Raw genomic sequence first — 12,815 nt, 5'->3', positions numbered from 1 at the left:
GACATTGTTCCCCCAAGCTGACTGCGGCATTTTGGCAGGCGTCAGCAGGCCCTAGCGGCCGGCTGGCCGGGATGCGACGAGCGCCGGACGGCTCGGCTTTGCGGGCGTGGAATCGATTGCCTGAACCGGCGCCGGGCGGCCGAGATGATAGCCCTGCGCATAGTCGATCCTGAGCTGGCGCAACAGCGACAGCTGATCCGCCGTCTCCACGCCTTCAACGAGGATCTTCGGTCCACGGTTACGGATTAGCCCGACGATGTCTTCGAGCATCGCCTTGCCGCGCGGCGTGGCGCTGCCATGCAGGAACGAGCGGTCGATCTTGACTGTGTCGAAATCGATGAGGCGCAGCCAGGAGAGGCCTGCAAAACCGGTGCCGAAATCGTCGAGCCAGATCTTGATGCCCAGCGTCTTCAGATCGCTGATGCACTTCAGAACGTCTGCATGCATTTCCATTTCCTGGCCTTCGGTGATTTCGAAGGCAAGGCGGTTGCCGGCAACGCCGGTCTCATAGAGCACGGCGGCAACGCTGGCAGCAAAGCCCGGCATACGCAGCTGGATCGGCGAAACATTGACGCTGGCGATCTGCGCCAGGTTCGGAGCCAAAACCTCGCGGCAAGCCGTCTGGATCACCCAGCGGCCAAGCTCGAGAATCATGCCGGTGCGCTCCGCAATCGGGATGAACAGGCTCGGCGGGATCGAGCTGCCATCCAGCGTCTTCAAACGCATCAGCGCTTCGACAGCATCGCGGCGGCCGGTGCGGATATCCTCGATCGGCTGATAGACCAGCGACAGCAGATCCTGCGCCACGGCGATCCGCAGCAGGGCCGCGATATTCTCGCTCTCGTCGCTGCTGAACGGATCGTTCGGATCGAACAGGCGGGCGCAGTTGCGACCAGCCGCCTTGGCGCTGTAGAGCGCCCGGTCGGCCTCGTGGATGATCTTTTCCAGCTTGCCGCTCTGGTCACGCGTATAGGCCGCGCCAACGCTGACGGTAACGATCGAGGTGCCGTCACGGCGCTCCTCATGGATCAGGCCCATCTGCTCGACCGTATCGCGAATGCATTCGGCCAGATCGGTCACGCGCGCGACCTCGTCGAACTGCGCCAGCACGATGAATTCCTCGCCGCCGTAGCGGCCGATCGACGCGCCATAGGGCTCGATCGCGTCCTTGATGGTGCGCGCAACATGAATGAGGCAGCGGTCGCCTTCCTGGTGACCATAGCCGTCATTGAACTTCTTGAAGAAATCGACATCGACGAGGATGGCGGTGAAGCCGACGCCCTTGCGCTGCCATTCCTTCCAGTAGTCGCGCAGCCGCTGGTCCACGGCCCGGCGGTTTTCGAGACCGGTCAGGTAATCGGTGTTCGACATGCGAAGCAGCGCCTCGCCGCGATCCGTCGCTTCTTTCTGCTGCATCCTGGCTTCAAGCGCATTGAGGAAGACGTGATAGCGCTCGTGGTTCAGCTTCCAGTTCACATAGGAGGTGAAGACGAAGCACGACACGTAGAACATGCCGAAGGCCATGGCGTAGACGCTCGTCGGCCAGAAGAACAGCAGCGAGATCAGGAAGGTCACCAGCACCGCGCTGGAGGCCAGAACCGAAAGGCCGAACCGGAAATTGAAGAACTGGTTGGCGCCCATCATGAAGATGGCGCCGAAGATCATGTAATAGGAAAGGCTGTCGGCATGGACGGTGCGGACGGCCGGAAAGCACCAGATCGCGAAGCCCAGCACCAGCGCCAGCGCACTGGTGCGGTCGAGCCACTGGATGCTTTTCTTCAGATAGACTTCGGCTTCCAGGAACAGCAGCGCGAAGCTGCCGACGCTGACGCGGGCCAGAATCGTGAAGGCGGCAACATCGGGGATCAGCAGCAGGTCGGTGGCGGAAAACAGGATATAGACGATAACAGCGATCCACAGCCCCTGCCGTGTCGCCATCTTTCGTTCAGCTTCCCCCTCGATGCGATAGAGATCCCGCAGTTCGCCCGGCGTCGGCCGCAGCAACTTCGGTTCAAGATCGATCTCTGCCGCATAGGCAATTTCGTGCTTCATGCACTGTTCCACCGCTCCGTACTACGCTTCGCCAGAGCTCTCCGCTGATACTCCGGGCGGAATTGACTGACGCATTCGTGCGGTTCGCTTAGCCCCTTCTGATGAGGAAGCACGGCAACACCGGCAATCTAATACCACCAAAATACAGGGGCTCGATTAAAGCTTGCTAAATGAGCGGCAGACCGGCGCCGTTAATCATGTTTATGGATTTCAATGGTTAATGAAAAGTTTCTCGCTAATATACAATTCAAGGTAACGCCCAAAACGGTACAGGTGTGACCCGGTAATATAACCCCAATTGATTAGAGGACGTATCGCGTGACCCAGCCCAAGATGGATTTCGACGGCCATAGCCTTATTACGCCCAAAGCCATAGCGACCGAGCTCGAAGCGCCGAAGAGCGACCGATTCGAAGAGCATCTGGCCATCAGCAAGGGTGAAGTCGCCCTGCTGCTCGAACTGGCCCGCCAGCAGTTTGCCAAATCCGAAGACCCGACGAAGATTATCGATCGCGTCACGATCTCGCTGCATGAGATGCGCGCTCGCATTCATCCGCGCGTCTGGCAGGAACTGGTGCCGCTGATCCAGAATCACGCCGTCACCAGCTATTTCCTCGAGGATCCACTGACCAAGTGGTCCTGGGACAAGCCGCGCGGTTATTCCGGCGATGCCACCCTGCTCGACTTCATCTACCGCCACGAAAGCGTGATGGATAAGGTCGCGGCCGCCTCCGATCTCGGCAAGGCGCTGTTCGAATATACCAGCACCGCGCCCTCCTCGCAGGCCAACTGGGACCGCCGCGACATCCTCGCCCGCCAGGTCGATGAAGTTGCCGCCGAACGCGGCCCGGGCACGGAAGTGCTCAGCGTCGCCGCCGGTCACCTGCGCGAAGCCGCCTATTCCGAAGCGATGAAGCAGAAGGCGCTGAAGCGCTGGGTCGCTCTCGATCAGGATCCGATCAGCATCGGCACCATTGCCCGTGATTTCCAGGGCACGGCCGTCGAAGCGATCGACGGTTCGGTGCGCGAACTGCTGATGCGCCGCTCCAACCCCGGCACCTTCGACCTCGTCTATGCCTCCGGCCTCTACGACTATCTGGTCGATCGCGTTGCCATCAAGCTCACCCAGCGTTGCCTGGAGATGGTCAAGCCGGGCGGCACCTTCCTGTTCGCCAATTATTCCTACCCGATCCTCGTCGACGGCTATATCGAGACCTTCATGAACTGGGCACTGCTGCTCCGCTCAGAAGCCGACATGTGGAAGATCATCCACGAGGCGACGGCAGGCCAGGATTGCGAATCCAAGGTCTTCTTCGGCAAGAACCGCAACATCGTCTACGGCGTCATCAAGAAGCGCGGCTGAGACATCTGACAAGCATGACAAAGCCGGCCGGGGCGACCCGGCCGGCTTTCCGTTTAGCGCCATTATTCGCCGAATCCGAACGATTCATTCGTTTCCCTTTTGTACCCTTTGCCTCTTCACTTTCGCGCTGACTCTCTCCATATTCCGGCCATGGCTAAACCGACGAAGAAATCCCCCGCCCCGAATGGTTTCGAGGAAGCTCCCCAGTCGTCTTTCACCGGGACGCCCTTCGCGCGCAGCGGGAAGGATCAGCGGGTCCCGCCGGATGATGCCGCCCCGCTCGAGGGTTCCGTCGCCGATTGGGTGAAGCAGCTGGAGGCCGATGCGGAGGCATCCTCCGTCGAGACGCAGCGCCAGATCGCTTCGAAAGCCGGCAAGCACCGCAAGAAGGTGGAGATCGCCGCGTCGAAATCGGCGCGCGGCACCTCGATGGGCGGCTCGACCGACCCGAAGACCCGCGCCGCCGCCGGTCTCAATCCCGTCGCCGGCATGGACACGACGCTGGAAGAGGCCGCCTCGCTGCAGGCCGGCACCGCGGTGACCGCCACCGTCGAGGCGCTGTCGGCACTGATTGAATCTGGCAATCCGCTGCACAAGAACGGCAAGATCTGGACACCGCACCGTCCGGCAAGACCCGACAAGTCGGAAGGTGGCATCACCATCCGCATGGACTCCGAATACAGCCCCGCTGGCGACCAGCCGACGGCGATCCGCGACCTCGTCGAGGGACTGGAGAACGGCGACCGCAGCCAGGTGCTGCTCGGCGTCACCGGTTCGGGCAAGACCTTCACCATGGCCAAGGTGATCGAGGCGACGCAGCGCCCGGCCGTCATCCTGGCGCCGAACAAGACGCTGGCCGCCCAGCTCTATTCCGAATTCAAGAACTTCTTCCCGGATAACGCCGTCGAATATTTCGTTTCCTACTACGACTATTACCAGCCGGAAGCCTACGTCCCGCGTTCTGACACCTATATCGAGAAGGAATCGTCGATCAACGAGCAAATCGACCGCATGCGCCACTCGGCGACGCGCTCGCTGCTCGAGCGCGACGACTGCATCATCGTCGCCTCGGTTTCCTGCATCTACGGTATCGGCTCGGTCGAGACCTACACCGCCATGACCTTCCAGATGGCGGTCGGCGACCGCCTCGATCAACGCCAGCTGCTGGCCGACCTCGTCGCCCAGCAATACAAGCGCCGCGACATGGATTTCACCCGCGGCTCGTTCCGCGTCCGCGGCGACACGATCGAAATCTTCCCGGCCCACCTGGAAGACGCGGCCTGGCGCATCTCGATGTTCGGCGACGAGATCGACGCCATCACCGAGTTCGATCCGCTGACCGGCGCCAAGACCGGCGACCTGAAATCGGTGAAGATCTACGCCAACTCGCACTATGTCACCCCGCGCCCGACGCTGAACGGCGCCATCAAGTCGATCAAGGAGGAGCTAAAGCTCCGCCTCGCCGAACTCGAAAAGGCCGGCCGCCTGCTGGAAGCCCAGCGCCTGGAGCAGCGCACCCGCTACGATATCGAGATGCTGGAGGCGACCGGCTCCTGCCAGGGCATCGAGAATTATTCGCGCTACCTGACCGGCCGCGACCCCGGCGATCCGCCGCCGACGCTGTTCGAATATATTCCTGACAACGCCATCGTCTTCATCGACGAAAGCCACGTCACCGTGCCGCAGATCGGCGGCATGTACCGGGGCGACTTCCGGCGCAAGGCGACGCTGGCCGAATACGGCTTCCGCCTGCCCTCCTGCATGGACAACCGTCCCTTGCGCTTCGAGGAATGGGACGCCATGCGCCCCGACACCATCGCCGTCTCGGCGACCCCCGGCGGCTGGGAAATGGAACAGTCCGGCGGCGTCTTCGCCGAACAGGTCATCCGCCCGACCGGCCTGATCGATCCGCCCGTCGAAGTCCGTTCCGCCCGCTCCCAGGTGGACGACGTGCTCGGCGAAATCCGCGAGACCGCCGCCAAGGGCTACCGCACACTCTGCACCGTGCTGACCAAGCGCATGGCCGAGGACCTGACCGAATATCTGCATGAACAGGGCGTGCGCGTCCGCTACATGCACTCCGACATCGACACGCTCGAACGCATCGAGATCATCCGCGATCTTCGTTTGGGTGCTTTCGACGTCCTCGTCGGCATCAACCTCCTGCGCGAAGGCCTCGACATTCCCGAATGCGGCTTCGTCGCCATCCTCGATGCCGACAAGGAAGGCTTCCTGCGCTCCGAAACGTCGCTGGTGCAGACCATCGGCCGTGCCGCGCGTAACGTCGACGGCAAGGTCATCCTCTATGCCGACAACATCACCGGCTCGATGAAGCGGGCGATGGAGGAAACCACCCGCCGCCGTGAAAAGCAGATGGCCTACAATGCCGAACACGGCATCACCCCTGAATCGGTGAAGGCGAAGATCTCCGACATCCTCGACAGCGTCTACGAGCGCGACCACGTCCGCGCCGACATTTCAGGCGTCAACGGCAAGGGCTTCGCCGATGGCGGCAACCTGGTCGGCAACAACCTGCAGGCCCATCTCAACGCGCTCGAAAAATCCATGCGCGACGCCGCCGCCGACCTCGACTTCGAAAAGGCCGCCCGCCTGCGCGACGAAATCAAACGCCTCAAGGCCGCCGAACTCGCCGTTATGGACGACCCGATGGCCCGCGAGGAAGCCAAGTCGATGGAAGCCGGCAGGAAGGATGCTGCGAGGCTGCGGTCTACGGCGTCAGCACCTCAGAATGAGGGCGGCAGCAAGGGAACGAGCGGCCGCCACGAGTCGGTCTCCCCACCCGTGGGGGAGATGGCCGGCAGGCCAGAGGGGGGCGATCTTGCTGCAACCTCCCTCTTCCGCCGCAACGACCTCGACGAAATGACCGTCGGCCGCACCGAAAAACCGGTCAGCGGCAAGCTGCCGGAAAAGCCGGATGCATCAAAGAGCACCAAGCGCTTCTCGCCCCTGCTCGAGGGCCAGCCGGAGCGCACCCCTCATGGTGAGGAGGCCCAAAGGGCCGTCTCGAACCATGACGTCCGCCCGCTGGTGCGCGGCAAGACGGGTGTCGGGAGCTATGAAGATCCTGGCGAACAGAAGCGCAAGAGCCGGACGAAGGGCAAGACCGGGCGGCCGGGGCGGTGAGCTACCAAGGCACCTGCATTCCAATCGATTGATCCGAAAACCCAAAAAATAGACAAGAGTTGCACAGCTGATCCACGCAACATACTCTAAATAGCATTTAGGGGATTCGCATGGATAAACAGAAACACGACTTGTCGCTAATGCGTCTTCACGTAGGCGACGTAATTGGCCTATTTATATATTACCTAATATTATTAATTGCGGCCACGTTATTCCTTCTTTCAAAAATACTAACAAGCACAGAATCAACAGCAATGACGCAATTTGATGCTATCGCTTGCGTGATATCTGCTTCAATTTGTGGCGCAACTATTTTTTATAGCAGAAAGCTTTACAAGGCATCGATAAATAATTCATATGAATTTCTGCCCAACAACGAAATATCTCCCTCAAGAATAGGGACAATATTCTTTTTTATTCTGAGACCCATATTCGGTGCCGTGTTTTCCATGGTCGTCTACGCACTTTGGCGTGCGTCGGTTCACGCCTCCACAGAAGGAGGCGGCACGCCAAGAGAATTCATATTCGTTGTCATCCCAATAGGATTCTTTGCGGGATTCTCGGCCGGTCGCCTAATCGAGCAATTTGAAGATAAGTCGGTAAGCGACCTAATAGGAAAACAGGACCAAAAATGACATCCAAAGCCGAGATTGACAAAAAAATTGTCGAGCTTGAAAAGTTGGCAGCGACTGTTCTTGAGATAAAGCGTAGGTCCAGGCCACGTCGACCAATAGTTATAGAATTTGCTGGCTCGCCAAAAGCCGGAAAATCAACCTGCATTGGATCATTGGACATTTTTTTGCGGCGAAACAACTTTCGCACAAAAATACTTACCGAGCGCGCGAGCGTTTGCCCAATTCCAAACAAGTTTGATCCCATCTTCAACGTCTGGACCGCGTGCGCCGCGCTTAACCAACTCTCCGAAACGCTGGCCACTTCCGCCAAAAAGCTCGATGTTATCATCCTAGATAGAGGTTTCTTCGATGCTCTTTGCTGGTTTGAATGGCAGCGTGAAGAGAAACTGTTGCGCAACGACGATTTCGAACGCTTCACCAACTTCTTCACATCCAACAGATTTCGTATGTCAATCGATTTGGTCCTGATATTCGAAGCGTCTCCAGCGACGTCGAGCGAACGAGAGTATAAAAACCTACTGACCAGAAAGGAGGGAAGCATAATGCGGAACGAGGTCCTGAGCTCTTATCTTTCCTCAATCAAGGAGACAAAGACGAAATACTCATCTTACTTTCGGAACATCACCGAACACAACACAGATAATCAAGATCAAAACGAAGTAAGTTACAATATAACAAAGACAACTCTCAACCTCTTGAAAATTTGGCGGATGAGAAAATTGGATACATTCCGAAAGCAGAAATAGCGAATCTTCCCACCATATTCGACTACAGCGACATCTCTTCTTACGTCGAAGAAAATCTAGCATTTCATGATCGCCATGAGGTTGAGGAAGATAAAACTCTGCTTCAGCTCATTCCAATTGCCGTGATCAAGGAGAAGGGCAAAGACGAATTCCTTGTGGGAACGAAAGCCGTTAGAGCAACCTCGTCCACGTCGCCGGAGAAAGGCAAAACGCTTTGCTATTTCGGTGGCCACGTTCGCGAGGAAGACGCGAATCTTTTGGATTCGGGCAGCAAGCTAGACGTCCTAAAGCAATGTGTGTATCGCGAAGTTAAAGAAGAGATCGGTATTGATTTAGATCCAGATCAACTCAACCCAAAGTGCATATGGGTTCGCGATGGCAGCAAATCAGATCACCACTTAGCTGTTGTTTTCATAATTGAACTGTCGTTGTCCAGGATCAAATTAAGTGTGGATGGCGAAGAATTCGCCCGCTACGAAAAGAAGGGGCGAACGGGTACTGGCGACATAGTATCTGCTTATGAATTAGCTCAATCAAAAATTGACAGTTGGACTTCCAATATTGTCAAGAAAATAGCTAACGTCAATTATCGAGAAAAAGACCCTACTCAGCCCACACTTTTCAAGCCTACGTCGAAGTAGCACTACTTCTACTCCGCAGCCTCACCCCGCCGTTGCCTCTCCGGCTCCTCCACTGCCACCATCACCAACGCCTCCAGCTCGTAACTATACCCCTCAAGCATCTGATACGCATGCTCGATCGCCTCGATCTGGCCCTGCGCCTTCTGGATGGCGTCGGTGATCGATTGGCTGCGGGCACGCAGCATCGAGCCGAGGACGTCGGTTTCGGGGCGGCGGCCGAGGCGGTCGATGTGCTGGCGGACGCGGTTGCGGTGGCGCTCCAGTTCCAGGATGTGGAAGCGGTTCTTGACGATGTCGTCGGAGAGTTTGCGGCGGATGGCAGCGACGGGGTCGAAGCTGCCGGGTTCGCGCTCGTCGAGGATAATGTCGTTGACCAGCTTTTCCAGCATCAGCACGCCCTCGAGATCCTTGGGATCGGCGAGCTGGGGGTCGTAGCCGGTATCGTCATAGACGCGGCGGCGCACCGGGTCCTTCAGCAGATCGTAGGCGGCCTGCAGCTTGCCGAAATGCTCGGCATCGCCGCCGGAATCGGGATGCGCGGTCTTGGCGGCCTTGCGCCAGGCGCTGCGGATCGCAGGCTCTCCGGCATCGCGGTCAATTCCGAGCATAACATAGGGATCGATCAAACCGGCCACCTGTCCTTCCGCATTCCCATTCCTGTCTCCGGCACCCGTCGAAAGCAGCCCGGTGCCGGCCGCCGCAAGGCAGCATTTGCGCCGTCAGCCGCACGCGCGAGAGCGCCTGCCTCTGACCTACGCCCTCGCCCCGATTGCATCAAGTCCCGGCATCCAGCGCCCACATTATTCCGCCGGTCGGGACGAAATTGTGAACAGCGGGCGATTTTCACAGTCGAAACGACGCCCGGCATCCGGATTTTGCCGCTCGCCATGCCGGGATTTGTTCTGTATAGGACCTCGTCCCCGGCGGTTGCGCATCGCGCGCCGTATTCCCATCTGTGATGGGCCATTTGATGGCGGGACCACAGCGAAACAGGATCGAAACGGCATGACGGCGCAGGGCGGCGGCACATCGGTGACGGAAGGCAAGGCTCATTATTCGAATGGCCCGGTGTTTTCCGTGGCACCCATGATCGACTGGACGGAGGCAAGAGAAAATACTTTATAATCAATCGACTTAAATGTTTAGTAGCAATTTCGTAGCGCTACAGCTCAATTCCATCGGACGCTGCTGATTTTTTACACGATCTCCCGGTCTACACCGTACTGCGGACAAACTTGCCCTTTCCCCAGGACAAACCCGAGATCCGTCATCAGCTTGGGAAGCTTCGAGAACGTTAAGCGGAAACCAGGCGGCGTTTCACTGAGGGTAGACCTCGCCGGGCATGATCCGGCGAGGTTTTGAAACGCCATCATCTGAATGGTATAAGGGAGTCTCAAAGCAAGGGAGAGGGTATGAACTGGGCATCTGGAGCCGTTTTGGTCAGCGCGGCGGTTGCGGTCGTCGCATTTTTGCAATGGCGAACGGCCCACCAAAAGGTCATGCTAGATCTGTTCGACCGCCGTTTCTCCGTATTCATGGACGTGAGACTGATTGTTAGCCACGGCGCAGATCGGAGTAAGTTTGATCAAGGGTTGCCGAACGAAATCATCGCTCGTGGGCGTTTTCTCTTTGGAAGAGAGGTCGTCGATATCCTGACCGAAATACATAATCTTTGTACCGAAAGAGATATCGGACGCCTCCAACCTGGCGCACTTGATGGTGCGTTCGCGAGGTTCATCGCGAGCGTTGAGCCATACATGAAGATGGATCAAAAACGAGTCAGAACACCGGCAGAATGGTTTTCTGACCGAAACAAGGAAAGGCTAAGTTTCAGCGACATCGCGCACAGCTGACCGCGCATACCTAAACTGCCAGATCTCGATAATCGCACCTTAATAGTTTTAAGATGCAAAAAGGCTCAGTTCATGGAAATGGTTTTGTTTTATGACGGCGAGCTTCGCCCAAGGCAGCAGATTAATTTGCGCGATGTACATAGAGTGAGAGCCGCACTCGAACCTCAGATACGAAAGGCTTGGGAATATCCTCCGCTCGATGAGTGCAAGTCCTTCTGGAATTTGAGCTCGGATGGTAATGACGTTTCGACCCGGCTAGATATTGGGCATACGCAGTTCATTTCGGTCGTCGCCGCGTCAGCAAGGCTTCATGCCGAACTTGATATCCAACTCTTGCGAGCCCAACCACCTGGATCACTCGTTTCCAACAGTGGCGACATCGACAACCGACTCAAGACACTTCTTGACGCGCTGCGGGTACCATCCCGTGATCAAGCGCAAACGCTACAGGCCGATGGGTGTTTAGCCCCAGGAACCTTCTGCTGCCTGCTTGAGGATGATCACCTCGTGACCAAGATGACGGTGTCGACTGACAGACTCCTCACAGAGCCGATTGGAAGCAAGCGAACCGTCGCAATTATCAGGGCTAGGGTCCGTCTCTCATCTGCCATCTGGGCGAATATTTCACTAGTCTAATTAGGGTCGCAAATTTAACGCCCCCCTTACGGCCAAAGCTTTGAATCTGCTATCCTGAGTTACCGATGACCAATAAACGCAAGTCTCCCGACGCAGGATGCAGAACCGATATGACTTCATTTCCAAGCAAGGCAGTACAGGACGAGTTTTACGCCTTGTATGGGCGGGCATTGGCTCAATGGTCCGTTATCGAGAGTGGTATGGCGTCCAGCTTCGCGCAGCTGATTATGCCGAAGGGCCTTTGGCACACCGGGCTAACGCTTTTTTTTACTCCAAGTGGGTTTCACGGCCGGGCTAAACTTTTCGACGCAGGTTTAACGAACGAGATCGCCACAGACATCCAATTGTTTTTTCGATCGGCAATCTCGATAGCTAAGGATTATGCTGGAACCCGCAACAAGTTAGCCCATGGAAGTATCGTTTGGAGCAGAAAAACCGGCGGCACGTATCAGTTCGTTGTGAAAGAACCCATTGACGTGAAAGTCACGAAAGGAACGGTCAGCTTCACTGACGATTTAACTTCGAATGATCTTGAAGCTATTATTGCTAACTTTGGAGAGCTTGCTTTGATCATCTTTGAGGGAGCGCAAGAAGCTGAAAAACCTGTCCGTGATTTCGCGGTTTTGATGAGTCGGATCAGGGCCCTACCCAAGCAGGCACACACTCCGGCAAGCAATTAATCGTAGAGTGAAAGCCGAGCAACGATCGTGCTCCATGCCGGAGCAGGGCAATTAAGCCCGGCCAATCGCTTGCGGGAAAGTGAGACACGAAGGCCGTCCACGAAAACGCTTTGCTTTTCGCCACGCCTGTCTCACATTTCGGCCGTATGAGCGAAACCAAACAACGCTACCGACCCCTTTATGGCTGGCGCCGAACCCAGATCGATGCGAACGATCCGCCGGACGATAACGACTGGTCCGGATATGACGGCGAGAACTGCATCGGCCGAATCCAGAAGCAGTTGCACGGGCCGATGAAGGGGAAATGGATGTGGAACCTGCTCGCTACCCACGTCCGGCAAAGGATCATGCCGCAATCGGGCTTCATCGACGAAGGCCGGGAGGCTATGCGTCGGGTGGAAGAGCGGTATCATGATCTGATGCGAGCGAATGATCCGACGGGATGCAAAGGATGATGAACAACCCGTCATCACATCTCGGGGTTGTCATCGCTCGTCTGGTGCACATATAGCTTATTTAGCTAGATAGACCTTGGGTTGCGACTGCAGCCATTCGGGCAGACCAGGCAATCAGGAATGCAGATTCTATTTTTATCTTTGGTTGTAGTTTGCTCGATCTACTTTTTGTGTCGCAGACAAGTGGATCCGATCCTCGTAGCATTCGGATCGACTGTTATTTATTTCTCGCCCGGCATTTTGGGGAGCGTCCAAATCGCCAGCGGATACGATTCCAGCGGGGCTACCCTGGTAGAGTACAACAGCAATATCGTTGCCGGAACATATGTCTGCATGATGATTGTCATCGTCGCAGTGAGCGTGTCCGCGATGATCTTGGATCGAGTTCCAGCGAGGAGCGCGCTGCACTTTGCGGGGGACCGATACTTCCCCTATGTTCTCGGTGCGCTCATCATTGTCGCTTCGACGCTTTCGATCCGAACGGTGTCGGAGTTTTACCTATGCACAGACAAGACACTGACGCTCTCGAAGATTGACAACGGGTATTACTGGGCCGCCTATGCCCTGCCTCTGTGCCTCGTCAGCGCGTGCTTGCTCCGCAATTGGATGGT

Annotated in this window: 11 protein-coding genes; 9 read left to right on the top strand and 2 right to left on the bottom strand. The window is 57.0% G+C overall.

Annotated features, from left to right (window positions below; translation table 11 throughout):
• Window positions 1-51 precede the first annotated feature (51 nt).
• On the bottom strand, window positions 52-2,052 hold the full coding sequence (locus AC1DIJ_RS16320) for a putative bifunctional diguanylate cyclase/phosphodiesterase (RefSeq protein ID WP_112387149.1): 2,001 nt from the start codon (window positions 2,050-2,052) through the stop codon (window positions 52-54).
• Between the two features lie 318 nt (window positions 2,053-2,370).
• On the opposite strand from AC1DIJ_RS16320, the gene AC1DIJ_RS16315 reads away from it, so the two are divergent.
• The 5 genes from AC1DIJ_RS16315 to AC1DIJ_RS16295 all read left to right on the top strand — a co-directional run bounded on the left by AC1DIJ_RS16315 (window position 2,371) and on the right by AC1DIJ_RS16295 (window position 8,580).
• Window positions 2,371-3,414 (top strand): class I SAM-dependent methyltransferase, encoded by a 1,044-nt coding sequence (locus AC1DIJ_RS16315; protein WP_112387148.1) that lies wholly within the window; start codon window positions 2,371-2,373, stop codon window positions 3,412-3,414.
• 150 nt (window positions 3,415-3,564) lie between these two features.
• Window positions 3,565-6,558, top strand: a complete 2,994-nt coding sequence (gene uvrB / locus AC1DIJ_RS16310; protein WP_112387147.1) for an excinuclease ABC subunit UvrB — start codon at window positions 3,565-3,567, stop codon at window positions 6,556-6,558.
• A 110-nt stretch (window positions 6,559-6,668) separates the two neighbouring features.
• Window positions 6,669-7,193, top strand: coding sequence for a hypothetical protein (locus AC1DIJ_RS16305; protein WP_112443948.1), 525 nt, complete (start codon window positions 6,669-6,671; stop codon window positions 7,191-7,193).
• The gene (locus tag AC1DIJ_RS16300) at window positions 7,190-7,939 is read left to right on the top strand and encodes a hypothetical protein (RefSeq protein ID WP_112387146.1); all 750 of its coding nucleotides are present in this window, start codon (window positions 7,190-7,192) and stop codon (window positions 7,937-7,939) included. The genes AC1DIJ_RS16305 and AC1DIJ_RS16300 overlap by 4 nt, the downstream gene beginning before the upstream one ends.
• Entirely contained in the window at window positions 7,897-8,580 is a 684-nt protein-coding gene (locus AC1DIJ_RS16295) for an NUDIX hydrolase (protein WP_112387145.1), read from the top strand. The genes AC1DIJ_RS16300 and AC1DIJ_RS16295 overlap by 43 nt, the downstream gene beginning before the upstream one ends.
• An 8-nt stretch (window positions 8,581-8,588) precedes the next feature.
• Here the strand turns inward: AC1DIJ_RS16295 and AC1DIJ_RS16290 are convergent, their stop codons facing one another.
• Window positions 8,589-9,188, bottom strand: a complete 600-nt coding sequence (locus AC1DIJ_RS16290) for a DnaJ domain-containing protein (protein WP_112387465.1) — start codon at window positions 9,186-9,188, stop codon at window positions 8,589-8,591.
• 804 nt (window positions 9,189-9,992) lie between these two features.
• Here AC1DIJ_RS16290 and AC1DIJ_RS16285 point away from each other — a divergent pair.
• From AC1DIJ_RS16285 to AC1DIJ_RS16270, 4 genes are all read left to right on the top strand, one after another.
• Window positions 9,993-10,433, top strand: a complete 441-nt coding sequence (locus tag AC1DIJ_RS16285) for a hypothetical protein (RefSeq protein ID WP_477831477.1) — start codon at window positions 9,993-9,995, stop codon at window positions 10,431-10,433.
• A 701-nt stretch (window positions 10,434-11,134) separates the two neighbouring features.
• Window positions 11,135-11,749, top strand: a complete 615-nt coding sequence (locus AC1DIJ_RS16280; protein WP_477831476.1) for a hypothetical protein — start codon at window positions 11,135-11,137, stop codon at window positions 11,747-11,749.
• A 110-nt stretch (window positions 11,750-11,859) separates the two neighbouring features.
• The gene (locus tag AC1DIJ_RS16275) at window positions 11,860-12,204 is read left to right on the top strand and encodes a hypothetical protein (RefSeq protein WP_477831475.1); all 345 of its coding nucleotides are present in this window, start codon (window positions 11,860-11,862) and stop codon (window positions 12,202-12,204) included.
• A gap of 120 nt (window positions 12,205-12,324) precedes the next feature.
• The coding region (locus tag AC1DIJ_RS16270; protein WP_477831474.1) for a hypothetical protein at window positions 12,325-12,815 on the top strand (491 nt) is incomplete at its 3' end.

It is taken from the genome of Rhizobium sp. 10N427 (genome assembly GCF_056394605.1).
This window is presented reverse-complemented; position numbering and strand designations above follow the sequence as displayed.

Bases quoted from the DNA above. Each gene is read 5' to 3' on its own strand.
- AC1DIJ_RS16320 (WP_112387149.1), bottom strand. From the start codon at position 2,052: ATGAAGCACGAAATTGCCTATGCGGCAGAGATCGATCTTGAACCGAAG.
- uvrB (WP_112387147.1), top strand. From the start codon at position 3,565: ATGGCTAAACCGACGAAGAAATCCCCCGCCCCGAATGGTTTCGAGGAA.
- AC1DIJ_RS16305 (WP_112443948.1), top strand. From the start codon at position 6,669: ATGGATAAACAGAAACACGACTTGTCGCTAATGCGTCTTCACGTAGGC.
- AC1DIJ_RS16300 (WP_112387146.1), top strand. From the start codon at position 7,190: ATGACATCCAAAGCCGAGATTGACAAAAAAATTGTCGAGCTTGAAAAG.
- AC1DIJ_RS16290 (WP_112387465.1), bottom strand. From the start codon at position 9,188: ATGCTCGGAATTGACCGCGATGCCGGAGAGCCTGCGATCCGCAGCGCC.
- AC1DIJ_RS16285 (WP_477831477.1), top strand. From the start codon at position 9,993: ATGAACTGGGCATCTGGAGCCGTTTTGGTCAGCGCGGCGGTTGCGGTC.
- AC1DIJ_RS16280 (WP_477831476.1), top strand. From the start codon at position 11,135: ATGACCAATAAACGCAAGTCTCCCGACGCAGGATGCAGAACCGATATG.